The organism is Cloacibacterium normanense (assembly GCF_003860565.1).
Lineage (GTDB): Bacteria > Bacteroidota > Bacteroidia > Flavobacteriales > Weeksellaceae > Cloacibacterium > Cloacibacterium normanense.
On sequence record NZ_CP034157.1, the window covers coordinates 346,621 to 369,912 of the forward strand.

The following is a 23,292-nucleotide window of genomic DNA, read 5'->3' on the forward strand; positions in this document are numbered from 1 at the left end:
AAAATGAAGCTTCTAAAGCCTCATGTGTTCTAATTATTTTCAATCATTTTTCTTAATCTGATGTGACTTATGTGTTAAATTTTTTATTTTGCTGGCAAAACTTTTCCTCTTACTTCTCCGAAACCTACTCTTATTCCGTTTTTTTCAGAGAAACCTCTCATAATGATGGTGTCGTGGTCATTTATAAATTTTCTTTCGGTTCCATCTGAAAGTTTTAGAGGGTTTTGTCCGCGCCAAGTCAATTCTAGCATCGAACCAAAACTATTTTGTTCATTTCCAGAAATAGTTCCTGAAGCATATAAATCTCCAACTTCCACATTACAACCATTGATAGTGTGATGCGCCAACTGTTGCGCCATATTCCAGTACATGTATTTGTAATTGCTTTGGCAAATCAGGTTTTCTTCGCCGTTTTCTGGTTGCAAATACACTTCTAGGTTAATGTCGAAATTTTTATCTCCTTCAAATTTCAGATAATTTAAAACTTCAGGTTCTTGCTTAGGTGATGCAGTTCTAAAGGGTTCTAAAGCTTCTAAAGTCACCACCCAAGGTGAAATAGACGAACAGAAATTTTTCCCTAAAAACGGGCCAAGAGGAACATATTCCCAGCTCTGAATGTCTCTAGCGCTCCAATCGTTGAAAATCACCATTCCGAAAATCGCATCTTCGGCTTCTTGAGTAGAAATACTTTCGCCAATTTCTGTGTTTTTATTCAATACAAAAGCCATTTCTAGCTCAAAATCCAATTGTTTTGAAGCTCCAAAAATCGGTTTTTCTGCATCTGCAGGTTTCATTTGACCTTTTGGTCTGTGAAAATTAATTCCCGAAACCACGATAGACGAAGCGCGACCGTGATAACCTACTGGTAAATGTTTCCAGTTCGGGAGCAATGCATTTGCAGGGTCACGAAACATTTTTCCCACATTGGTAGCGTGTTCTATACTGCTGTAAAAATCAGTATAATTCTGTACGTGAAGTGGCATCATCATTTGTACTTTATCTAAATCATAGAAACATTCTTCTATGGTTTTTTCGTCATGAGAAAGCGATGAACCTTCTAATAAAAGTTCTTGAATTTTTAAACGAACAGCATTGGTTACTGGTTTTCCGAGTTCTATAAATTCATTGAGCGTGTAAGCTTCGAAAACGTTTTCATTTAAGCCTTCTATTTCGTCAAAAAATCCGTAATCGTATAAAGTAGCGAGGTCTATCACCATATCGCCAATTCTGGTACAACAAGCGATGTATTCTCTGTTAAAAACCGCTACGCCAAAAGGAATATTATGAATAGAAAAATCTGAATTTTGTGGATAATTTATAAAAGATTTCATGTCTTAAAATTTGTTTTAAAGATATAAAAAAGCCCGAAAACAAAAGAATTTCGGGCAATATTTCATTGTTTTTTTTATTTTACCAAAGCAGTGTCAATCCACTTTTCATTATTATTCATGTTGATTAAGAAAAGGATACCGTCTCTTTCTTGAATCATGAAATTGTACGTAAGCGGAATGCCAATTTTTTGACCTTCTAAAACGTCTGCTCTTACAGAAATGTAATTGTTATTTCTAATGAAATCACCAGAATACAGTTTGGTCGTTTTGCTCTGAGCAGAAGTATCGTTGATGAGCTCTACAATGTTTATATTTTTATCTGCTAAAAAACTTACAACGTATTTGTATACCAAAGTTCCTTTATTCTGAATGAGGACAAAGGTTTTGCCTTCTAAATTTACATTCAGTACTCTTTTTTCAACTTCTCTTTCACGTAAAAGTCGGTCAAGTCGAGCATTAATGTCTTCGTAGTCTCTAGTATTCGTTTTTTGAGCGAATGAAAAAGCGAATAAAAAGATGGTGAAAAATAAAATTATTTTTTTCATAATTTATAGGTTGCCTCTTCTGGCTTGTTCTCTTTCTAATGCTTCAAATAATGCTTTGAAATTACCAGCTCCGAAGCTTTGCGCGCCATGTCTTTCTATAATTTCGTAGAAAAGAGTAGGGCGGTCTTCTACAGGTTTTGTAAAAATTTGTAGAAGATAACCTTCTTCGTCACAGTCGATTAGGATTTCTAAGTCTTGAAGTTTTTTAATGTCTTCATCAATTGTTCCCACTCTTTCTGGAACCATTTCGTAGTAGGCTTCTGGTGGTGCTGAAAGGAATTCTACTCCTCTTGCTTTCAATTCTTTTACTGTTTTTATGATGTCTTTGGTCGCTACTGCAATGTGCTGAACTCCTTCTCCTTCGTAGAAATCTAGATATTCTTCTACCTGAGATTTTTTCTTCCCTTCTGCTGGTTCATTAATAGGAAATTTAGCAAATCCGTTTCCGTTGCTCATTACTTTTGACATGAGTGCAGAATATTCGGTGTTAATTTGCTTGTCGTCAAAACTTAAAATATTTACAAATCCCATTACTTCTTCATACCATTTTACTACAGGAATCATTCTGTCCCAACCTACATTTCCTACGCAATGGTCTACATAAAGCAATCCACAATCCGAAGGGTTATAATCAGATTCCCATTTTTCGTATCCTGGCATAAATGGCCCGTCGTAATTTTTTCTTTCGATGAACATGTGAACGGTTTCGCCGTAGGTATAAATTCCAGACATTTTTACTTCACCGAATTCATCTTTTAGCGTTTTGGGCTCCATGTAAGGTTTTGCACCACGATTTGTGGTTTCTTCAAATGCTTTGTACGCATCATCAACCCAAAGTGCAAGAATTTTTACTCCATCACCATGTTTTCTTTGGTGTTCACAAATCGGTGAGTCTGAAGATAAACCTGAGGTAAGAACCAATCTTATTTTTCCTTGTTGCACTACATAAGAAGCTCTATCTCTTATGCCAGTTTCTGGTCCTGCATAAGCTACGCTCTGAAAACCGAAAGCAGTTTTGTAATAATGGGCTGCTTGCTTAGCATTTCCTACATAAAATTCTATATAATCTGTTCCATTTATTGGAAGAAAATTCTCTGCCTGCGCTATTTTTTCTGCAAAAGTAAGTGTGCTCATTTTTCTCTTTTTATTTGGAGTTTGTTATGTGCCAAATTACAAATATTGTGTGATGCGCACAAAAAAAATCAACAAAACCTATCTTTTTGATAGGTTTTATTATGTTATAATGCGTGTGATTTAAATCGTTCGAAGCAGAATTTATCGAGCATTTCTCTGTCATCAGGATGAGCAATGTCAATGAGTAGTTTTGCGCGCTGTCTCATGTTTTTTCCATACAGATAAGCTACTCCATATTCTGTTACCACATAGTGAATATGACCTCTGGTTGTTACTACACCAGCTCCTTCTTTTAAGTAAGGAACAATTCTAGGAATTCCTTTTTTCGTTCTAGAAGTAAGGGCAATGATAGGTTTTCCACCTTCAGAAAGTGCAGCTCCACGAATAAAATCCATTTGTCCGCCAATTCCTGAATATTGATAAGTGCCAATAGAATCTGCACAAACTTGACCTGTTAAATCTACTTCTATAGCAGAATTGATGGCTACTAATTTTTTGTTTCTTCTAATGATGGATGGATTGTTTACATGAGTTACATCCATAAACTGGAAGGAAGGATTGTTGTCGATAAAATCGTATAATTTCTTTGTCCCAAAGCAAAACGCAGTAATGGTTTTGTTGAGATGTGTTCCTTTATATTTATTGTTTACTACGTCATTCGCAACTAAATCTATGATTCCGTCACTAATCATTTCCGTGTGTACACCTAAATCTTTGTGATTGTTAAGTGAACTTAGAACCGCATCTGGAATGGTACCAATTCCCATTTGAAGCGTAGATTTATCTTCTACCATTTCGGCAATGTATTTTCCGATGGTTCTTTCGTCATCAGAAACTTTCGCAGCGTAATCTACCGTTAATAAATCGGTTTCATGCCACACCATTTTATCAATTCTTTTCACATGAAGCATAGAATCTCCTAGCGTTCTTGGCATTTTAGGATTTACTTGTGCAATCACATATTTTGCAGAATCTACGGCACTTCTCGCTACATCTACAGAAGTTCCAAGGGAACAATAACCATGCTGATCTGGTGGTGAAACCTGAATAATAGCTACATCTAATGGAAGAATATTATTTTTAAATAAAATAGGAATTTCACTCAAAAAAACGGGAACAAAATCTCCTCTGTCACTGTTTACCGCTTCTCTTACTGGTGCCGAAACAAAAAGTGAGTTGATGTAAAAACTGTCTCTATATTCTGGTTTTGCAATTTCTACTTCACCTTGAACAGTGATAGAAACCACTTCTACATCTCTTAATCTATGGGCTTGTTTTGCTAATTCCGAAATCAAATAATTAGGAGTACAAGCACTCCCGTGAAAAAATATTCTTTGGTTGCTCTGGACTAGTGATAAGGCTTCTTCTGCCGTGACGTAATTATACATAATATAATCGTTTTTATGTTTCTAAACTTTTCAATTTTCTCTGTTTCCCAAAGTTACATTTTTATGAAGAATGTACAAGATGAGATTTATCAAATAAAGTTCTGATTTTTTGATAATATTGACCTGTTTTTGTGCTAAAGTGCATAAAAATAGGAATTTTTAACCCATAAAATTTTTAAATGTTTATTCGGGTTTTTTACTCTTGACTTCTGTCGTGTAAATAATTTTCTTCGGTGTCTAACCAACTGGTAGCGTAGGATTTATCTTCCACTTTCATCGCTTCTTCTGTAATTTTCAGTGGTCTGAAAGGATCTACCATTACCGCATATTCTTCGGTGAATTTTTTGCCAATGCTTCTTTCCATTGCGCCAGGATGAGGTCCGTGAACAATTCCGCCAGGATGAAGCGTGAAATCCATTAAGTCAATATGATTTCTGCTCATAAAATCTCCTTCAGTGTAGAAAAGAACCTCGTCTGAATCTATATTAGAATGATTATAAGGTGCAGGAATCGCTTGAGGATGATAATCGTACATTCTCGCCACAAAAGAACAAATCACAAAATTATGCGCTTCAAAATTCTGATGAATCGGTGGTGGTAAATGCACTCTTCCAGTAATCGGTTCAAAATTTTTGATATTAAATTTATAAGGATAGAAATAACCGTCCCAACCTACCACATCAAATGGATGCGTAGCGTAAATAAAATCCCAAATCAGGTTTTCCTTTTTTACTTTGATGAGAAATTCTCCTTTTTCGTCTTTGGGTTCTACAAAAGTGGGAGCGATAATATCTCTTTCGCAAAAAGGGGAATGTTCCAGCAATTGCCCGAACTCATTTCTGTATCTTTTTGGCGTATAAATCGGGGAATGTGCTTCTAAAAAGAAGAAGACATTTTCTGTAGTTTCTAACTCCACTTGATAAATCGTTCCTCTTGGAATGATAAGATAATCTCCTTTTTCGAAGTCTAAATTCCCTACAAAGGTTTTCAGTGTGCCTTTTCCTTCATGTACGAAAAGCAGTTCATCACATTCTGCATTTTTATAAAAATAATCAGTAGATTTTCTAGGCTTTGCCAATCCCATTTTTAAATCGTTGTTTAACAACAAAACTTTTCTACTTTCTAAATAATCATTTTCGGGAGTCACTTGTACACCTTTAAACATTCTCGGCGTGATGTTTCGGTCTACTGCAATTTTTGGAGTAACATCTTTTGGCGTTCCAATAGATTTAATCTGTGTAGGTCTGTGAATATGATACAGTAACGAAGAGATTCCGTGAAAACCTTCAGTCCCAAAAAGCTGTTCGTAATAGAAATTCCCTTCCTCGGATTTAAAAATGGTATGCCTTTTTTGCGGAATTTTTCCTAATGTGGTGTATCTCATTTCTACTGGTGTTCTGATTTTCCCAAATATAATAAAATTTAGAAATCTCACTCTATAAAAAACTCCCGATGGATTTCGGGAGGAGAAATGGTATTAGTTCAGTCGAAAAATTTAAGTGTTGATATAGTGGGTAAGATTTTCGATGACGTCTTTTTGGTGCAGTAAAACTTCGTCTAGAAGATCTTTTACAGAAATTAGACCGATGAGTGTTTCATTTTCTACCACAGGCAAATATCTCACATTGAGTTGAGCCATGATTTCCATGCATTTTTCGATGGGGTCATTCTTAGAAAGTTTTGGGAGGTCTGTTCTCATAATTTCTCTTACCGCAAGTTCCTTAGAACTTTTGTTGAGGAGCACAACTTGTCTTGCGTAATTTCTCTCCGAAAGAATGCCGAGATATCTAGTTCCATCCATTACAATAACAGAGCCTATGTTTTTGTCTGCCATTAATTTTAAAGCTTCGAAAACGGTTTTTTCAGGTTCGATGATGGCGAGTTCTCTTGATTTTCTATCAAGAATGTGTTTTATAGTTCTCATATTCATGTGGTTTTAGTGTGCTTCTAAAATTAATAAAATATTTTGAATATGAAATAGTTAGCGAAAAAAAATCTAAAATTTTTGAGAAAATATGAACCTGTGCGTACTTAAAATGATGGAAACTTATCTGCTATTGCGATGTACATAGCTTATTTTAACTTTTTGTAAAACGCAAAGAATTTTTAATGATTTTTTGGCAAGTTTAAGTGAGCAAGGTTGACGAATCAATTCGTTTTTTAAACGTAGGTTTAATCCAATTCGCTAGCGAATTTTACCTTTGTTTGCTTATTTTTTTACTTTAAAGTTTTAAAACCTTTGCGTTTCAAAAGGAAGAAATATTGATTTTTATTTAAGTCAAGGAAATTCCGCCCAGATTTCCGCTACTCATCATTAGGAAAGCAGCATTTGATTTTTCCAGATTTTGCCAAAAGTTTTTCAAATCATCCGCATTGGTAAAAACCTGTAAATTTTCCTTCCCGAAAGAATCTTTAATCAATTCAGGAGAAATGGGAGTCATATTTTTAATTTTCAAAGCTTCCAAATCATAGAAAACCACCGCTTCATCAAGTTGGGCTAAAGTATTTTTGTATTTTGGCAAAAACGCTGGATTGAGAGAAGAATAGGTGTGAAGTTCTAGAACTCCAACTTTCTTCATCGCGGGAAATTGTTCTGTAAAAGCGTCAACAGATGCTTTTACTTTGCTCGGAGCGTGTGCAAAATCTCTGTACAAAATCACATCATCATTTCTTTTTACCTTTTCTAAACGTTTCGATGCGCCAGAGAAACTCATCATAGCTTCGTAGAAATCTTCGTCTAGAATGCCCAATTGATTGCAAATAAGCCTTGCTCCTTCTAAATTCAGTAAATTGTGCTTTCCGAAAATTTTAAGCGGAATTTGCCCCATTTCTGTCTCTACGGAAGTTTTACCGTTTTTGGTTTCGTAGTTGGGTGTTTTGTAAGGCATTTTTCTGAAATAATTCTCCGCTTCGTCTACTAGTTTTACTACGGTTTCATCTTCTTCATTGTACACTAAAATTCCACCAGAAGTAATATTTTTAATGAAATTTCTGAAAGCGTCTACATATTCTTCCTCTGTTTTGAAAACATTGATATGATCCCAAGAAATCCCAGAAACCAAAGCGATATTCGGATGATAATGCAAGAATTTCGGACGAGAATCTATCGGCGAAGAAAGATATTCATCTCCTTCTAAGATGATGAAATCATTTTCCGAAGAAAGTTTAACCATGCAGTCAAAACCTTCTAACGGTGCTCCTACCATAAAATCTGTGTCAAAATGATGATATTGCAACGCATGAAGAACCATCGAAGTAATGGTAGTTTTCCCATGAGAACCTGCAATCACCACTCTGGTTTTTTCTTTGCTCTGCTCGTACAGAAATTCTGGATAAGAATAGATTTTAATGCCTAATTCTTGAGCTTTCAAGAGTTCAGGATTCTCTTTTTTGGCGTGCATTCCTAGAATGACTGCGTCTAGATTTTCAGAAATTTTCTCAGGAAACCAACCTAAATTTTCAGGAAGAAGTCCGTTTTTTTGCAATTGAGAAAGAGAAGGTTCAAAAATAGCATCATCTGAACCTGTGATTTGGTAACCTTTATTTTTGAGAGCTATGGCAAGATTGTGCATCGCAGCACCGCCAATTGCAATGAAATGAATGTTCATATTTCAATTAAAATTAAAAAGAGCCAAGTAAAAAGAGCCAAGTAAAATTTAATAAAATAAGTTTACTCGTCTTTTTTCTCTTGTTTTTTGCGCTCCTGATATTCTTTGTCATAATCGTGTAACACGTTATGTTCAGGTGTTTGCTCGATGGCGTGCATAATTTTGTTAAGAATATCTTCCGCCTTTTCGTTGTCGTAATCTATATCTAGTGGAGCTTTGAACTGCAGGGTAGGTTCTACACCTGTCACTTTTACTCTCAATCCTTTTTTGTCAAAAGCTCTACGGAAACCATTGATTTTGATAGGAATAACGATAGAACGTTGTTGCTGAACGAGTTTAGCCGTTCCTTTTCTACCTTGTGCAAAAGCAGAAGTAGTTCCTTGCGGAAAAGAAATTACCCAACCATTATCTAGCGCTTTCAGAATATTTTCTACTTCTTTTAAATCTACCATTCTGTTCACATTTTTTCCTTCGGCGCGCCAAGTTCTTTTTACGGTAACAGCTCCTGCCAATTTAAAAATTCTTGCCAAAATTCCTTTATTCATGGTTTCTTCTGCAGCTACGTAGTAGAAATCTACTTTTGGATTGAGCAGGTAAACAGGATTTTTGATGGTGTTCATATATCCGTTATTCACGGCACAGAAAACGTGGTACATTGCTGCTACATCAGCAAAATACGTTTGGTGATTGGATACGAATAACACATTGTTTTTCGGGAGGTTTACCAAATGCTCGGTTCCTGTGATTTTCAGTTTGTTGAACCCATTAAATCTTCTGTAGGAAATCATTCCCAAGATGAAGATGATAAATCTCTTTAAAAAGTAAATATTCCCGAAAGAATCTGTAAAAATGCTTTTCTTCGCCATTTTCAAGCAGCTATTAAGCTCGATTTTTATTAAACACAAATGATTTTTCTGCGCTATTAATTTTTAACCGAAAAAGTGACAAAAGCTATATTTGTTTTAAAGTTTCCTAAAATGAAAAAGATTAAACAATACTTTTTCTTCTTTTGAAAGACTTATTTTCAAGCTTTTCTTTTGTGGCTTTTGTGGTTTAAAAATTTTTTGATAATGAATTAAACATCAAAATGCAGATTGCAAATTTAAACATTTTTTAGCAACTCGTTCAATTCACTCAAAATCATAGAAGTGGCGCCCCAAATTTTGTGGTTTTGGAAATCAAAATAAGGAACTTTATATCCATTGGTTCGTGGCAATTCCATGGTTAAAGGTGGTTTTGGCAAATCTCGTATCACAGAAAGTGGAACTTCTAAAATTTCTTGAACTTCGGTTTGTTGGTGATTAAAATCTGGCCAAGTTTCGGTGTAAGACAGAAAAGCATACACGAAAAAATTACTTGGCGGGATATAAATAGGAGAGAGTTCTCTCACGATTTTGATTTGAGAAGTGGTAACGCCTATTTCTTCCCAAGTTTCACGGATGGCGGTTTCTGCAAAATCTGCATCGGTGTCATCTTTTTTACCACCAGGAAGCGAAATCTGACCAGAATGTCTGTCGTTCTCATTGTGCGTTCTGTGGATGAGCGGAAAGTGCCATTCTCCATTTTTGGGATAGAGTAAAATATTTACGGCGGCGTATTTAGGATTTTTGGCCAAAATTTCTTCTTGCGTGAGCAGAGAACGATAAGGTGGCGCATAATCTTTTTGCGCATCAAAACCGCCCAACTCTGCATCTTGCAACTGCTGTAATAGTATTTCTAAAGAATTTTGCATTGCTCAAAAATAGGGAATTTTTAGCAGAGCTTGTTTTAAAGGATTGTTAAATATTGATAAGATTTTCCCGAATCAAGTTAGGGTCTGAGTCGAGTTTCCTTTTACATTTGTTCGTGGTTTGTTCGTGATTTAGGGTACTTTTCCGTGGCTGATTCGAAGGAAACACGAACAAACCACGAACAAACCCAAAAGAAGAGTAGAAGAATTGACCGTTTTAGATGCAAAAAAATCCGCTGGTTGCGGATTTTTTTGAGTATTTGTTTTTTTTGTTATGGATTGTAAATTTTTATTTTCTGCTCATGCTTTATTGTTATGGGCACGAGCGTAGCGCTCGCGCCAGCGATGGGGCTTTCGTTGCTTATTATTCTTCTTCTTTTTCGTGGTAGTCGTCAAAATTTGCTTCTTCGTCATAATCCAAACTTGGATATTTGTCGTCAAAACGTGAATGCAGAACTAAATGAAGTCTCTTAAACAGAAAGCTCAAAAACTCTTTATCATCTTTGATGTCTACAGACAAACTTGTAATATGTTCTTTTTCATCTGTTGTTTTCTTTTTGTCTATACAGAGTAATGAAATATAATGATTTTCAGTTCCGTAAATTGAAAGTCCAATAACTTCAAACCTATTTAAGTCAAGTTTGAAATATTTTCCAAAACTTTCAAGACTATTTCCATATTTTGTACCTAGAAAATCCGAAATGTCTGCTGCTGCAGTTCCAACAAAGTCATTGTATTGTACGTCTGCTTTCATATTATTTTAATTGTCTTGTTATGTTTAAGAGTTTGTGGTAAAGTTTATCTTCCATTTCTTTTACTTCTTTGTATGCAGGAATTTTGTCCGTACTTACGTTCTCTTTCTTAGCTGCTTTTTCTAATTCTTTCAGGTCTTCTTTTACAAAGTCCCACGCTGCTTTTAAGTCAGCAATTGATAATTTTTCTATTTCCATTTTATTAAAATTTTCAAATTCTACGGTGTCTTGTTACAATGACGCACAACTCATAAATATGCACAATAATATTTCATAAATAACTGATTGTAAATATTTTATTAAGTAAAATCAAGTATAAAAATATTTAATTTGTGCAATGATGTTTCATGCTATTAATTTTCTACTAATTTAGAAAATAACTTTCAAAGAAAAATACGGAAAACCGTAAAATGTTAAAAATCATAAAATTATTTTCATCTTTTTTAAGAAAAGGTTTTTAACACCCCGTCTTTAACAAGTTAAAGACACCTCTCTAAAAGAGGGGAACCTGCGTATGTTTTAATGGTGAGCAGTTTATAAACAAAAAAATCGCTGCATTACTGCAACGATTTTATAATTTTTTAGAAATTTTCTTCCTCTCTAACTCTCCTCAAGGAGAGCACCGAAAATTTCATATTACTCATTAATTAGAGTAGCTTATGAGTTCTTTTTTGTCTGCATCGTAGAGTCTGTACTCCAGATATTTAAAAGAATCTCTTGGGATAATGGTAACCCATTTTTTGTACTTGATAAACCATTTCATTTGTTGGCTCATCAATCCTTTTGTAAGATATGCTTCTACAAACGGATGCGTGTGTAGGTATAATTTGCCCTTGTTTTTGGTAAAGAAATCTTTGATGGTTTCTTCCATGCGTTCTACCACAAAAATAGGAGCCAAGATTTCGCCGTCTTTGTTCGGGTTTTCTTCTTTGGTGTCTATTTGTTTTTCTGGTCTTACACGCTGTCTGGTGATTTGTATCAAACCAAATTTACTCGGCGGTAGGATTTTGTGCTTTGCTTTGTCGCGTTTCATTTCTTCGCGCAAGTGTTCGTAGAGCTCTTTTCTGTGGTCAGGATTTGGCATATCTATAAAATCTACCACAATAATTCCTCCCATGTCTCGCAGTCTGAGTTGTCTTGCAATTTCTGTAGCAGCCATTTTGTTCACGTTTAGGGCGTGTTCTTTATTGGCAGTGCCAGAAGAAATGTTGTTCCCCGAGTTCACGTCTACTACGTGCAGTGCTTCTGTGTGTTCTATCACGAGGTAAGCACCTTTAGAACTTGGGATGTTTACATGTTTTCCAAAAGATTGTTTCAGCTGTTTTTCTACATTGTAATATTCCAGAAGTGGAATGTGAGAATCATAAAATTGTACAATGTTTTTTCGTTCTGGAGCAATGACTTCAAGGTAATTTTTCATATCGTTTACCATCTGTTCATCGTCACAAATGATAGAAACGAAATCCTGATTGAAATTGTCTCTCAAAATAGCCGAAGCTTTGTCTTCTTCACTAAGAACTTTGGCAGGTGTTTTATTTTTTTGGATATTTTTGAAGCAAACGTTCCATTTATCAACCAATTGGTTCATGTCATTATGGAGTTCTGCAACTTTTTTTCCTTCTGCTACTGTTCTGATGATTACACCGAAACCTTCTGGCTTTATGCTTTCGATAAGCGTTTTGAGCCTTGCTTTTTCTTCGGTGCTTTTAACTTTTTTAGAGATAGAAACCTTATTATCAAAAGGGATGAGTACTAGAAATCTACCTGTTAAAGAAATCTGGGTAGAAATTCTGGGCCCTTTTGTAGAAATAGGTTCCTTGGTAATTTGCAATAAAACTTCGTCTTGAGCAGCCATCACTTTGTCTATAGTGCCGTGCTTGTCTATTTCTGGCTGAATTTGGAAGTTTTTAAGCGAAGAAGTTTGTTGTCTTTTGGATACCGTATCCTGTAAAAACTTGCGATAGGTAAGATACTGCGGACCGAGATCCTGATAATGCAAAAAAGCATCTTTCTCGTAACCTATATTTACGAAAGCAGCATTGAGATTAGGAGCTAATTTTTTAATTTTTCCCACAAAAATATCGCCTACTACAAAATCTGTATTCTGCTGTATCTCGTGGAGCTCGAATAATCTACCGTCTTCAATAAGGGCAATTTTAGAAGCATCATCTTCATAAGAGATTATTAATTCTTTCTTCATTTTCTAAAATTTCTTTTTAAAGTTTTTAATTAAAACAAAAATATAGTTAGTGCTCATTATAAAGATAAAAACACCAACTATATTATATTGTATCTAAACAGAAAAGATTATTTTTTCTTATGTCTGTTTGCTCTTCTTCTTTTCTTTCTTTTGTGGGTAGCCACCTTGTGTCTTTTTCTTTTCTTTCCGCTTGGCATAGTTAGAAATTTTTAAAAGTTAATATTTGAATTTTTTTTGAACCTAATTTATAAATTATTTTACAGCAACCTTAGTTTTAACTTTTTCTACGAAAGTTTTAGAAGGTTTGAAAGCTGGGATGTTGTGAGCAGGAATGTTGATAGCTGTATTTTTAGAAATATTTCTACCTGTTTTTGCTGCTCTGGTTTTGATTACGAAAGAACCGAAACCTCTTAAATATACGTTATCTCCATTATACATAGAAGTTCTGATTTCTTGCATAAAAGCTTCGATAACTTTTTGTGTATCATTTTTTTCTATTCCTAATTTGCTTGAGATGGTGTTTACCAATTCTGCCTTTGTCATTTCCTTTTTTGTTTTTATTTTTGGTGTGCAAATATAAAAAATATTTTTTGAAAAAGAAGAACAAATATACTGATTTTCTAAACATTGGTTTAAAACTCTTGAAATGGTATGATTTGAATGCGAGAGATTTACCTTGGCGAAAAACGAAGAATCCTTATCACATTTGGGTCTGCGAAATCGTTTTACAGCAGACTAGAGTAGAGCAAGGCAAGAATCATTACCTGAATTTTGTAGAAAGATTTCCTACGGTAGAATCATTATCCAGTGCAGAAATAGACGAAGTTTTACTCTATTGGAAAGGTTTAGGCTACTATTCCCGAGCGATTAATCTGCACAAAGCAGCACAACAAGTGATGGAAGATTTCGGAGGAACTTTTCCAGACTCCTTTTCTGAAATTTTAAAACTAAAAGGCGTAGGAAAATATACAGCAGCTGCGGTTTCTAGCATTTGTTTTGAGGAAAAAGTTCCTGCCATTGATGGAAATTTCTACCGAGTGTTGAGTAGAGTTTTTGCCGATGATTTTGATGTTTCCTCGCCAAAAGCGTATGCTTATTTCTATGAATTGGCTTTACTCATTATGCCTGAAGAAAATCCGGGGAACTTTAACCAAGCGATTATGGATTTGGGTTCAGAAATTTGTAAGCCTAAAAATCCACAATGTGAAATCTGTCCGATTCAGGAAAATTGTCTGGCCTACGAAACGGGAAAAGTGCTGGAATTTCCTGTGAAATCTAAAAAAGTAAAAGCGGTAGATTTAAAACTACACTATTATTATATAATGTATGAAGATAAATTCCTCATCAAACAACGAGATGATTCCTTTATTTGGAAGAAATTATATGATTTTCCAGAAAGTATTTCTCAGGAATTGGAAAATTTTGTCGTAGAGGAAAAAACAGTGTATCATAAACTTACGCACAAGAATCTTGAAATCAGTATTTCTAAAGTGATTTTACAGGATAAAACGAGTTTTGAAAAGTATGCTCAGAAGCATCAATTGCAGATTACAGATTACGAAAATTCTCATCAAAAGTCTTTTCCGAAACCTTTAGAAAATTATTTGAAGAAAACGTTTGAAAATTAAATCTTTAAACCTGGTTTTCGAGAGAATTCTTCCATAAAAAATTCTTACTTTTGCAGAATGTTTAAAAAATTAGCAGTCATTTTGTTAGCGTTTTCTGCATTGGCTTGTAGTGAAGAAGCAAAACCTAAACCCAAAGGTGAATTGCGTCTAGAATATCCACAGCCTCATTATCAAGCATTTACAAATCCATGTGCTTATACTTTTGAATATTCAGATTTTGCAGCAATAGCAGATGCTAAACAAGCATGTTGGTATAATTTGCGTTATCCCAAAATGAAAGCCAATGTTTTCATTACGTATTTTCAGGTGAAAAATGATTTTGATGCGCACGTAAAAGAAGTGGAAAAAATGGTTTACGGACATACCATTAAAGCTTCAGCTATCGAAACCAAGTCTTTTTCTTATCCTGAGAAAAAAGTTTATGGAAATGTGTATGAATTAAAGGGAGAAAGTGCTTCTAATATTCAGATTTTTATCACAGACAGTACCAGACATTTTGTAACAGCGAATTTATATTTTAATACAAGACCAAAACCAGATTCACTCGCACCTGCAGTAGATTATATTAAAAAAGACTTGCTGCACATGATTGATACTTTTCAGTGGAAGTAGTTTGAGTGGGAGAGTTGGAGAGTTGGAGAGAAAAAATAATATATAAAAACAATAAATAATATCTACATATGAAATTATTAGCAGTAGGAACTGTAGCATTTGATGCCATAGAAACGCCTTTTGGTAAAACTGATAAAATTTTAGGAGGAGCAGCTACTTATATAGGTTTAGCCGCTTCTGTAATGAAAACAGACGTGAGTTTGGTTTCGGTGATTGGTGGAGATTTTCCACAGCACTATTTAGATATGATGACTTCTAAAGGAATCAATATCGATGGAGTAGAAATGATTAAGGACGGGAAAACATTTTTCTGGAGTGGGAAATATCATAACGACCTTAATTCTAGAGATACTTTGGCTACAGAACTGAATGTTCTAGAAAATTTCGACCCAAAAATTCCAGAATCTGCAAAAGATGCCGAAGTTTTACTTTTAGGAAATCTGCATCCTGCTGTACAATTAGCCGTGTTAGATAGAATGGAAAAACGTCCACAATTGGTGATTTTAGATACCATGAACTTCTGGATGGATCTTACTTGGGATTTATTATTGGAGGTAATTGCTAAAACAGACGTTATTACCATTAATGATGAAGAAGCGCGTCAACTTTCTGGAGAATATTCTCTGGTAAAAGCAGCGCAAAAAATCCACGAAATGGGACCAGAATTCGTGATTATCAAAAAAGGAGAACACGGAGCATTGTTATTTAATGATGGAAAAATCTTTGCAATTCCAGCATTGCCATTAGAAGAAGTTTTTGATCCAACTGGAGCTGGAGATACTTTCGCAGGTGGTTTTGCAGCGTATTTGACTAAAAACCAAGAATTTACTTTCGAAGAAATGAAATCTGCATTAATTGTCGGTTCTGCAATGGCAAGTTTCACGGTAGAAAAATTCGGAACTCAACGTTTAGAAGAAGTTACCGAAGCCGAAATGATTGGCAGAATAAAACAATTTAAAGAACTCACCACTTTCGAAGTGAAACTTTAAAAACGTTTTGAAAACGCAGATTACCATGAATTTTCAACTTTTATTAAACGCAAAGTTTATAAAATTGAAATAAAATATCAAGAGAGCAAAGTTAGATTCGCTAGCGAATTGATAAAGCGAACGCTTAAAACGAATTTATTTGTATTCTTTGCTCCCTAAAATTGTTCATAGGATTAATAAAATCTTTGCGTTGTATAAAATTTAGATTGCAAAATAATTTTAAGAAATAATTAACTCCCTTTTAAATTTTATTTGAAAGGGATTTTTTTTAGCTTTGAGGCTGTAAATTTTTGGAAAGATGAACGTTAGGATTTCCAATTGCAATTGAAAATTGAAGAAAACATGAAAAAAACGTTAAGTTTAGTCCTCTTTTTAGCTTTTGTAAGCTATCAATCACAGTATCTTATTATAGGAAAAGACAGTATTTCTGTAGATAAATTCAAAACAGAAAATAAATATGGTTTAGAAAATTCTGGCATAGAAAATACCGTGAAAACGTATGTAGATTTTAAGTTGCTCCAGAATTTTGCTCTAGAAAAAAGAGCAGACACTTTAGGCTATTTCAAAAAAACAATGGCCGAAAAAGAGCAAGAACTTAGAGAAGAGAGCTTTTATCCTAAAGAAATCATGCAGTCTTCGCTTCAACAGTATTTTTCATCCAACTTGATTGAAAAGAAAATTCAGGTTTTCTATGTAGAAAAAACAGCTGACGATAAAAATGATTACAATCAAATCTATAATGACGTAAAATCGGGTAAAATTACCTTAGAAAAAGCGATTATAGATTACACTAAACAGAAACCAGAACCATTTTTTGTAAAATCTGGCAATGTAGATGTAGAACTGAATAGGCAACTAGAACTTTTGCAGCCTGGTCAGTTTACACAATTGGTCAATAGTGCTACAGTTGCGGCTTTTGCGAAGTTGGTAGACAGAAGACCTTCATTAGGTTACATTATTTTTGGAATGATTTCTTATCCTAAAAATGAGGAATCAGAAAAAATGAAATCTCAAATTTTTGAAGCGCTGAAATCTGGAAAAAAATTCGAAGAAGTAGCACAATTATACGGTTCTACAGAAGCTGAGAAGAAAAATGCAGGCGTAGTAATGGGTTCTCCAGTATTGCCAGACGCAGTTTATGAAGCTTTCAAAAATAAAAAGCAAGGAGAATACACCGAACCTATTTTAATAGGGGAAAAATATTTTGTGTTCAATTTGTATTCGGTGGTTCCTTATCAAAGTTCAGAAAAATACAATCCTATGTTCATTAGAGACATGATGGATTCGCCTTTTGCAGATGTGGCGTACAATAAATTGATAGAATCGTTGGTTAAATCTATAGATTACAAAGAATTCCCAGATTTCAAAAAAATTAAGAAATCATATCAGGATTATTTGGCTTTTAAAAATGATAAAGCAGTTTTGTATCAATTCAATAAAGATGTTTTCACTTTTGGTGATTTGAAAACGCTGTTGTCTGAAAATTTTAAAAATGCAGATAAATTAACGAAAGAACAATGGTCTGCTTTCCTTGATTCTAAAAGAGGAAATGATGTTTTTGCCGTTTATTCTAGAGATTTTGTCAAAAAACCAGAAATTAAAGAGCAATTGTTAAAAACTCAACAAAACTTATTGGCAGATTTTCTTTTCAGTGAGTGGATTGAAAAGGAACTCACCAACAAGCCAGAATTATTGGATGATTATTTCAAAAAAAATCAACAAAAGTATATTTGGGAAAAAAGAGCTGATGCAAGAGTGGCGATTTTAACCGATTTAAGCATAGAAAAAGACATCACCAAAGAAATTAAAGATGCTAAAAATTGGGATGCTCTCAATAAAAAATATTACGGGAAACTGAATGATAAGCAGCAACTCATGGTACATTTCGAAAAAGGTGAAATGTCTGAAAATGCAGAAGTTTTCCAAGTGAATAAAGTTCCTTTCGAAAAAGGGATTCAAAAAGTGAAACTGGGAGAGAGATTACTCATCATCGCTATTGATGGAATTTTACCGAGTTCACCCATGACCAAAGAAGAAGCCATGGAGGAATTAAGAGTAGATGTGAGAGAAGACATTTTAGCAAAAACGATTGCAGAACAACGTCAGAAAACAAAAATTGTAATAGAACCAAGTTTTAATGCTGAACTTGAGAAGAATTTTAAGAAATAATTATAATAAAAATTATAGGAAATCTCGCAGAGAATCATAATTTTGCAAATCAGTTAAAAATTTAACAATGATTAAAAACATGAAATATTTATTTGCATTGAGTTTTTTGGTAACCCTCATTTCTTTTAATGCAAATGCACAAGTGAAAAAAGGAGATTTAGTAGATGGAATTTCTGCAGTGGTAGGAGACGAAATCGTATTAGAGTCAGATATTTTAGAACAACAAAACTACGCTATTCAACAAGGTGCTGCACAAACCAATAAATGCGAATTTATGGAGCAGATTTTGAGCAATAAACTTTTGATTTATAAAGCGAAAAAAGATACTCTTATTCAAGACAGAACTGCTGCAATTAGAGCACAAGCTGGTGATAAATACAATCAGATTTTATCTCAGTTTCCATCAGAAAGAGCGATGCTAGATTCTTATAAATTCCGTTCTTCTTACGAAATGAAAAACGTGATTGAAAAAATGGATGTTGATAACTATTATGGTCAAGCTAAATATGCGCTAATCACCGATAAAGTAAACATCACACCAAATGAAGTAACCGATTTTTATAACGCTTTCAAATACCAATTGCCACAAGTAAAAGATGAGGTAGTGCTTTCTAAAATTGTAATGTTTCCTAAACTTACAGATGCGCACAAACAAGAAATCATTGATAAACTTAAAAAAATCAAACAAGATATTTTAAACGGAGAAACTTTCGAAAATAAAGCAAGAATCTATTCTGATGACCCAGGTTCAGCTGCAAATGGTGGTTTGTATACCAACATCGGAAGAGGAAAAATGGTGAAGATTTTCGAAGCTACTGCGCTTAATCTTCAAGAAGGAGAAATTTCTGATCCTGTAGAATCTGAATTTGGTTTCCATATCATTCAATTGGTGAAAAAATCTGGTAAATTGTACGATGCAAGACATATTCTTTTAAAAGCAGAACCAAATGCTGAAGAAATTGCCACTGCAAAAGCAGAAATGGAACAAATTAGAAAAGATATCCTTGAAGGAAAAACTACTTTCAAAGATGCTGCTTACAAGCATTCTGATGATAAAAATACCAAGTTTAATGCAGGGGTAATTCCAGCGGAAGATGGTTCAGACAGACAAGAAAAAATTAATCTTCCAGCAACTGTTGCTTATCAAATTGCAGGGGTAAATAAAGGAGATTTAACAGAAGTTTTCATGGATGAACTCAATCAGAAAAAAGCGGTAGTTTTAATGAAAGTGAATGACATTATTCCTGAACATTCTCTAGATATTGCTACAGATTTTGAAAGAATTAAAAGTTTTGCTCTAAACAAAAAGAAAAATGAAGTCTTAGAAAAATGGGTAAAAGAAAATCTAGCAGATACTTTTATCTCGTTAGACAACCGTTACAAAGATTGCCAGTTTAAAACCGATTGGAACAAAGCAGCAATCGTTAAATAATTTTAAAAATTTCCCACTATATCAATCCCGAAACTTTTCGGGATTTTTTATTTTAAATGGATTTAGATTTTAACAATAAAAATCGAAGATTTTTTTAAATGACCTCAGTTTCGAAGGCGTATAGAAATTCAAAATAAAATCCGTTAAAAATTCCTGCTGTTTGAACTCGTCAGTATGACGAGAGAGTTTCAGGGATTTTAGGATTTTATTTTTAATTTTAGCCGAAGAAAGTGAAGTCTTGATTTTGGGTTCTTTTCATCAAGGAAAAGAACATAATTAATTTTTAAAAATCTTATCTTTAAACAAAAAATTTCATGAACAGAATTACTCAACTTTTTAATATTAAATATCCCATTATTCAAGGAGGTATGATTTGGCATTCTGGCTATAAATTGGCTGCTGCGGTTTCTAATGCTGGTGGATTGGGTTTAATTGGTGCAGGAAGTATGTATCCAGATGTTTTAAGAGAGCATATTCAGAAATGTAAACTCGCTACGGATAAACCTTTTGGCGTAAATGTTCCGATGTTGTACCCTAATATTGAAGAGATTATTCAGATAATTTTAGAAGAAAAAGTCCCTATCGTTTTTACTTCTGCTGGAAATCCGAAAACGTATACTGAAATTTTAAAAAAAGAAGGAAGAAAAGTTGCACATGTAGTATCTTCTGTAAAATTTGCAAAAAAATGCCAAGAAGCAGGAGTAGACGCAGTTGTAGCAGAAGGATTTGAAGCGGGTGGACATAACGGAAGAGAAGAAACTACTACACTTTCTCTCATTCCGAATGTTCGTAGAAATATAGAAATTCCGCTCATTGCAGCTGGTGGAATTGCGGTAGGAAGCCAAATGAAAGCAGCGATGATTCTGGGAGCTGATGGTGTTCAAATTGGTTCTAGATTTGCCGCAACCGTAGAAGCAAGCGCTCATGAAAATTGGAAACAAAAAATTGTAGAAACTCAGGAAGGAGATACGCAATTGACTCTAAAAGAATTGGCGCCAGTTCGTCTCGTAAAGAATAAATTTTTCTATGAACTGGAAGAAATTTACAAAGAAGGAAAAGATATTGAAGCTTTGCAGGACAAACTCGGGAAGCGAAGAGCAAAACGTGGAATGTTCGAAGGAGATTTAGAAGAAGGCGAATTGGAAATTGGACAATCTTCTGCTTTAATCGATGAGATTTTAACGGTGGAACAAGTTTTTCAAAAATTATTGAAAGAGTTTGAGGAGGCGGATTTTTCTAAATTTTAAAAATTTTGATAGAAATAAAAAACGCTTTCAGGGTTTTAAACCCTAAAAGCGTTCGTCAAAACAAAGCCAGCGCTCCCAATTTGGGAGCGCTGGTTGTACAAAAAAATATGAAAACTCTGATTTATTATTTTTTATAATGCTCTAATGCTGCATGTAATTGCATAAAACCACCACCGTTAAAAAGGCCTTCTAAGCCGTTTTGAGCTAGAAATTGGCAAGCTTGTCCGCTTCTTCCTCCACTTCTACAGAAAATGATTTTTGGGCCTTTCATTTCCTTGATTTCGTCTAATCTTAAAGGAACAGTTGCTAAAGGTATATTTACAGCGCCTTCTATTGCGCCGTCCATTTGTAATTCTTCTGGTTGTCTTACGTCGATTAAGTGATATTCACCTGAATTTAAAATTTCTTCAAAAGTCATTTTTTATTTTTTTAATTATTATTCATTCATTTTTACAGGGCAAAAATAGAAAAAAACTTAACTTCGCACTGTAATTTATGTTACAGACTATAAATTATACCAAAATCATTGAATAAAAACGCAAAGTCGCTAGAAGAATTTATAAAAATAAAATCTTTTTAAGTCACTAGAAAATCATTGATTTTCCAAAATAAAACAAACGAAGTTTGTTAAAACTTTGCGTCTTAAAAACGTAAAAATAAAAAAAATATATTTGCGCCTTTGCGTTAAAAATTAATGAATTATTCTCAACTGATTAAGCAAAAAGCCGAAAAATTCGGGTTTCAATCTTGTGGAATTTCTAAAGCAGAATTTCTAGAAGAAGAAGCGCCACGTCTTGAAGCTTGGCTTAATAAAGGCTATCACGGCGAAATGAAATACATGGAAAATCATTTCGACAAAAGGTTGAACCCAATACTTTTGGTAGATGGTGCAAAATCAGTCATTTCGCTTTCTTATAATTATTTTCCTAAAGTAAAAATAGATGAAATCAATAATTTCAAAATTTCAAAATATGCTTACGGAGAAGATTACCATGAAGTCATCAAAGATATTTTAAAAGAAATGGTGACTGAACTGCAGGAAGAAATTGGTGAGTTTGGTTTCAGGGTTTTTGTAGATTCTGCTCCTGTTTTAGAAAAAGCTTGGGCTAGAAAATCTGGTTTAGGTTGGGTAGGGAAAAATGCGAATCTGATTACCAAAAAGCATGGTTCTTTCTATTTTTTAGCAGAAATTATTTGTGATTTAGAGCTAGACTATGATTTGGCGGTTACAGATCATTGTGGAAGTTGCAGAGCGTGTATAGATGCTTGTCCTACTCAAGCCATCGTTTCAGATAGAATAGTAGATGGCAGCAAGTGTATTTCTTATGCTACGATTGAGTTGAAAAACGAAATTCCAGATTATTTTAACGGAAAAATGGATGATTGGATGTTTGGCTGTGATGTTTGCCAAGATGTTTGTCCGTGGAACCGATTTTCTGCACCTACTTTACAAGAGAAATTTGCGCCTAATTTCCAAAAACTAAATTTTAGAAAAAACGAATGGAAGGAACTTACTCAAGAACTCTTTTCTGAAATTTTTAAAAAATCTGCGGTCAAAAGAACCAAGTTTTCTGGATTGATGCGTAATATTAACTTATTGAAGGATCATTCTTTGTAAGTTTTATAAAAATAAGAAATAAATTTTTACAAAGCTTTTTCGGAGCATTTACAATTTTAATTTTTCGTTTACCTTTATCTTCGAGAAAAAAATATCATGAAGAAATTCTTTAAAATTTTATTGAAAACCATTGTTTCTATTGTTGGATTGGTGGCTTTATATTTACTGTGTGCTTATTTATTGCCTTTTATAGAAATTCCAGCGGAAAAAACCAATGAGCCCAAAAATGTAGAAGCATATATTTTGACCAATGGAGTTCATACGGATTTGGTTTTCCCAGTGAAGTCAAAAGAAATAGACTGGAGTCAGAAATTTCCTTATGAAGATACGGTTGCCAAAGATTCTACTTTGAGATACATCGCTATTGGTTGGGGAGATAAAGGATTCTATCTGGATACGCCAGCTTGGGCAGATTTAAAATTTTCTACGGCTTTCAAAGCAGCTTTTTGGCTGGGAAATAGTGCGATTCATACTACTTTTTATAAAGAAATGAAACTAGGAGAGGATTGTAAGAAATTAGAGATGACTTCAGCGCAATATCAAAGGTTGATTAAGTTCATTGATGATGCTATGGATAAAAATGCTGAAGGAAATTACATCAACATCAAAACGAAAGCGGTTTACGGTAAAAATGATTCTTTTTACGAAGCAAAAGGCAGTTATAGTTTCTTATTTACCTGCAATACTTGGACGAATGAAGCTCTGAAAGTTTCTGGGCAAAAAGCTGCATTTTGGACGGCTTCTGATAAAGGAATATTTCAGCATTATCAGTATTAAATCCAATATTTTAGAATTGTCTATAAAAGAAAATTGATTTTTTGAAGAGAGCGTATCTCAATCAAAAAATCAATTCTTATAATTTTTCTGAATTCTTTTTGGTGGAAATTTAATTCTTACTTTAAATTTTTTC

22 protein-coding genes are annotated in these 23,292 nt (G+C 34.0%); 8 read left to right on the plus strand and 14 right to left on the minus strand.

Annotation, left to right across the window (positions count from 1 at the left end; all coding sequences use genetic code 11):
* Positions 1-83: 83 nt before the first annotated feature.
* From fahA to EB819_RS01790, 13 genes are all read right to left on the minus strand, one after another.
* On the minus strand, positions 84-1,331 hold the full coding sequence (gene fahA / locus EB819_RS01730; RefSeq protein WP_069797149.1) for a fumarylacetoacetase: 1,248 nt from the start codon (positions 1,329-1,331) through the stop codon (positions 84-86).
* A gap of 74 nt (positions 1,332-1,405) precedes the next feature.
* The gene (locus EB819_RS01735; RefSeq protein WP_069797148.1) at positions 1,406-1,876 is read right to left on the minus strand and encodes a hypothetical protein; all 471 of its coding nucleotides are present in this window, start codon (positions 1,874-1,876) and stop codon (positions 1,406-1,408) included.
* A 3-nt stretch (positions 1,877-1,879) separates the two neighbouring features.
* Positions 1,880-3,010 (minus strand): 4-hydroxyphenylpyruvate dioxygenase, encoded by a 1,131-nt coding sequence (hppD, locus tag EB819_RS01740; protein ID WP_124878644.1) that lies wholly within the window; start codon positions 3,008-3,010, stop codon positions 1,880-1,882.
* Positions 3,011-3,114: 104 nt separating this feature from the next.
* The gene (locus tag EB819_RS01745) at positions 3,115-4,398 is read right to left on the minus strand and encodes an acetyl-CoA hydrolase/transferase family protein (RefSeq protein ID WP_069797146.1); all 1,284 of its coding nucleotides are present in this window, start codon (positions 4,396-4,398) and stop codon (positions 3,115-3,117) included.
* A 196-nt stretch (positions 4,399-4,594) separates the two neighbouring features.
* The gene (locus tag EB819_RS01750) at positions 4,595-5,782 is read right to left on the minus strand and encodes a homogentisate 1,2-dioxygenase (RefSeq protein WP_069797145.1); all 1,188 of its coding nucleotides are present in this window, start codon (positions 5,780-5,782) and stop codon (positions 4,595-4,597) included.
* A 111-nt stretch (positions 5,783-5,893) separates the two neighbouring features.
* On the minus strand, positions 5,894-6,322 hold the full coding sequence (locus tag EB819_RS01755; protein WP_069797144.1) for a CBS domain-containing protein: 429 nt from the start codon (positions 6,320-6,322) through the stop codon (positions 5,894-5,896).
* 349 nt (positions 6,323-6,671) lie between these two features.
* The gene (locus EB819_RS01760) at positions 6,672-8,006 is read right to left on the minus strand and encodes a UDP-N-acetylmuramate--L-alanine ligase (RefSeq protein WP_069797143.1); all 1,335 of its coding nucleotides are present in this window, start codon (positions 8,004-8,006) and stop codon (positions 6,672-6,674) included.
* A 62-nt stretch (positions 8,007-8,068) separates the two neighbouring features.
* Complete coding sequence (locus EB819_RS01765) at positions 8,069-8,872, minus strand: lysophospholipid acyltransferase family protein (protein WP_069797142.1); 804 nt, start codon at positions 8,870-8,872, stop codon at positions 8,069-8,071.
* Between the two features lie 236 nt (positions 8,873-9,108).
* A complete protein-coding gene (locus tag EB819_RS01770; protein ID WP_069797141.1) occupies positions 9,109-9,738 on the minus strand; it encodes an NUDIX hydrolase in 630 nt (209 codons plus the stop codon).
* 361 nt (positions 9,739-10,099) lie between these two features.
* Complete coding sequence (locus EB819_RS01775; RefSeq protein WP_069797140.1) at positions 10,100-10,489, minus strand: hypothetical protein; 390 nt, start codon at positions 10,487-10,489, stop codon at positions 10,100-10,102.
* 1 nt (position 10,490) lies between these two features.
* Positions 10,491-10,685, minus strand: a complete 195-nt coding sequence (locus EB819_RS01780) for a hypothetical protein (protein WP_069797139.1) — start codon at positions 10,683-10,685, stop codon at positions 10,491-10,493.
* A 445-nt stretch (positions 10,686-11,130) separates the two neighbouring features.
* Positions 11,131-12,687 carry an Rne/Rng family ribonuclease gene (locus EB819_RS01785; protein ID WP_069797138.1) on the minus strand — a complete coding sequence of 519 codons (1,557 nt, stop codon included), beginning with the start codon at positions 12,685-12,687 and terminating at the stop codon, positions 11,131-11,133.
* Positions 12,688-12,939: 252 nt separating this feature from the next.
* A complete protein-coding gene (locus EB819_RS01790; RefSeq protein ID WP_069797137.1) occupies positions 12,940-13,230 on the minus strand; it encodes an HU family DNA-binding protein in 291 nt (96 codons plus the stop codon).
* 47 nt (positions 13,231-13,277) lie between these two features.
* Here EB819_RS01790 and mutY point away from each other — a divergent pair, with 47 nt between their 5' ends.
* The 6 genes from mutY to EB819_RS01820 all read left to right on the plus strand — a co-directional run bounded on the left by mutY (position 13,278) and on the right by EB819_RS01820 (position 20,764).
* Positions 13,278-14,315: an A/G-specific adenine glycosylase gene (mutY, locus tag EB819_RS01795; RefSeq protein ID WP_069797216.1), complete on the plus strand. Its 1,038-nt coding sequence runs from the start codon at positions 13,278-13,280 to the stop codon at positions 14,313-14,315.
* A gap of 57 nt (positions 14,316-14,372) precedes the next feature.
* Positions 14,373-14,927, plus strand: coding sequence for a gliding motility lipoprotein GldD (gene gldD / locus EB819_RS01800; RefSeq protein ID WP_069797136.1), 555 nt, complete (start codon positions 14,373-14,375; stop codon positions 14,925-14,927).
* Between the two features lie 68 nt (positions 14,928-14,995).
* Positions 14,996-15,916, plus strand: a complete 921-nt coding sequence (locus EB819_RS01805; RefSeq protein ID WP_069797135.1) for a PfkB family carbohydrate kinase — start codon at positions 14,996-14,998, stop codon at positions 15,914-15,916.
* Positions 15,917-16,258: 342 nt separating this feature from the next.
* The gene (locus EB819_RS01810) at positions 16,259-18,085 is read left to right on the plus strand and encodes a hypothetical protein (protein ID WP_069797215.1); all 1,827 of its coding nucleotides are present in this window, start codon (positions 16,259-16,261) and stop codon (positions 18,083-18,085) included.
* Positions 18,086-18,164: 79 nt separating this feature from the next.
* Positions 18,165-19,517: a peptidylprolyl isomerase gene (locus EB819_RS01815; protein ID WP_245993202.1), complete on the plus strand. Its 1,353-nt coding sequence runs from the start codon at positions 18,165-18,167 to the stop codon at positions 19,515-19,517.
* A gap of 314 nt (positions 19,518-19,831) precedes the next feature.
* A complete protein-coding gene (locus EB819_RS01820; RefSeq protein ID WP_069797133.1) occupies positions 19,832-20,764 on the plus strand; it encodes an NAD(P)H-dependent flavin oxidoreductase in 933 nt (310 codons plus the stop codon).
* A 124-nt stretch (positions 20,765-20,888) separates the two neighbouring features.
* On the opposite strand, the gene EB819_RS01825 is transcribed toward EB819_RS01820, so the two are convergent.
* Complete coding sequence (locus EB819_RS01825; protein WP_069797132.1) at positions 20,889-21,182, minus strand: rhodanese-like domain-containing protein; 294 nt, start codon at positions 21,180-21,182, stop codon at positions 20,889-20,891.
* A 276-nt stretch (positions 21,183-21,458) separates the two neighbouring features.
* Here EB819_RS01825 and queG point away from each other — a divergent pair, with 276 nt between their 5' ends.
* Both queG and EB819_RS01835 read left to right on the plus strand, forming a co-directional pair.
* On the plus strand, positions 21,459-22,382 hold the full coding sequence (gene queG / locus EB819_RS01830; RefSeq protein WP_069797131.1) for a tRNA epoxyqueuosine(34) reductase QueG: 924 nt from the start codon (positions 21,459-21,461) through the stop codon (positions 22,380-22,382).
* A gap of 96 nt (positions 22,383-22,478) precedes the next feature.
* Entirely contained in the window at positions 22,479-23,159 is a 681-nt protein-coding gene (locus tag EB819_RS01835; RefSeq protein ID WP_069797130.1) for a TIGR02117 family protein, read from the plus strand.
* Positions 23,160-23,292: the final 133 nt, after the last annotated feature.

What these genes read in the sequence shown, in the direction of transcription:
- EB819_RS01765 (WP_069797142.1), bottom strand. Translation starts at nt 8,872, where the DNA reads ATGGCGAAGAAAAGCATTTTTACAGATTCTTTCGGGAATATTTACTTT.
- queG (WP_069797131.1), top strand. Translation starts at nt 21,459, where the DNA reads ATGAATTATTCTCAACTGATTAAGCAAAAAGCCGAAAAATTCGGGTTT.
- EB819_RS01820 (WP_069797133.1), top strand. Translation starts at nt 19,832, where the DNA reads ATGAACAGAATTACTCAACTTTTTAATATTAAATATCCCATTATTCAA.
- gldD (WP_069797136.1), top strand. Translation starts at nt 14,373, where the DNA reads ATGTTTAAAAAATTAGCAGTCATTTTGTTAGCGTTTTCTGCATTGGCT.
- EB819_RS01750 (WP_069797145.1), bottom strand. Translation starts at nt 5,782, where the DNA reads ATGAGATACACCACATTAGGAAAAATTCCGCAAAAAAGGCATACCATT.
- EB819_RS01825 (WP_069797132.1), bottom strand. Translation starts at nt 21,182, where the DNA reads ATGACTTTTGAAGAAATTTTAAATTCAGGTGAATATCACTTAATCGAC.
- EB819_RS01805 (WP_069797135.1), top strand. Translation starts at nt 14,996, where the DNA reads ATGAAATTATTAGCAGTAGGAACTGTAGCATTTGATGCCATAGAAACG.
- hppD (WP_124878644.1), bottom strand. Translation starts at nt 3,010, where the DNA reads ATGAGCACACTTACTTTTGCAGAAAAAATAGCGCAGGCAGAGAATTTT.
- EB819_RS01770 (WP_069797141.1), bottom strand. Translation starts at nt 9,738, where the DNA reads ATGCAAAATTCTTTAGAAATACTATTACAGCAGTTGCAAGATGCAGAG.
- EB819_RS01775 (WP_069797140.1), bottom strand. Translation starts at nt 10,489, where the DNA reads ATGAAAGCAGACGTACAATACAATGACTTTGTTGGAACTGCAGCAGCA.
- EB819_RS01735 (WP_069797148.1), bottom strand. Translation starts at nt 1,876, where the DNA reads ATGAAAAAAATAATTTTATTTTTCACCATCTTTTTATTCGCTTTTTCA.
- EB819_RS01790 (WP_069797137.1), bottom strand. Translation starts at nt 13,230, where the DNA reads ATGACAAAGGCAGAATTGGTAAACACCATCTCAAGCAAATTAGGAATA.
- EB819_RS01780 (WP_069797139.1), bottom strand. Translation starts at nt 10,685, where the DNA reads ATGGAAATAGAAAAATTATCAATTGCTGACTTAAAAGCAGCGTGGGAC.
- fahA (WP_069797149.1), bottom strand. Translation starts at nt 1,331, where the DNA reads ATGAAATCTTTTATAAATTATCCACAAAATTCAGATTTTTCTATTCAT.
- EB819_RS01810 (WP_069797215.1), top strand. Translation starts at nt 16,259, where the DNA reads ATGAAAAAAACGTTAAGTTTAGTCCTCTTTTTAGCTTTTGTAAGCTAT.
- EB819_RS01835 (WP_069797130.1), top strand. Translation starts at nt 22,479, where the DNA reads ATGAAGAAATTCTTTAAAATTTTATTGAAAACCATTGTTTCTATTGTT.
- EB819_RS01815 (WP_245993202.1), top strand. Translation starts at nt 18,165, where the DNA reads ATGAAATATTTATTTGCATTGAGTTTTTTGGTAACCCTCATTTCTTTT.
- EB819_RS01755 (WP_069797144.1), bottom strand. Translation starts at nt 6,322, where the DNA reads ATGAGAACTATAAAACACATTCTTGATAGAAAATCAAGAGAACTCGCC.
- EB819_RS01760 (WP_069797143.1), bottom strand. Translation starts at nt 8,006, where the DNA reads ATGAACATTCATTTCATTGCAATTGGCGGTGCTGCGATGCACAATCTT.
- EB819_RS01745 (WP_069797146.1), bottom strand. Translation starts at nt 4,398, where the DNA reads ATGTATAATTACGTCACGGCAGAAGAAGCCTTATCACTAGTCCAGAGC.
- EB819_RS01785 (WP_069797138.1), bottom strand. Translation starts at nt 12,687, where the DNA reads ATGAAGAAAGAATTAATAATCTCTTATGAAGATGATGCTTCTAAAATT.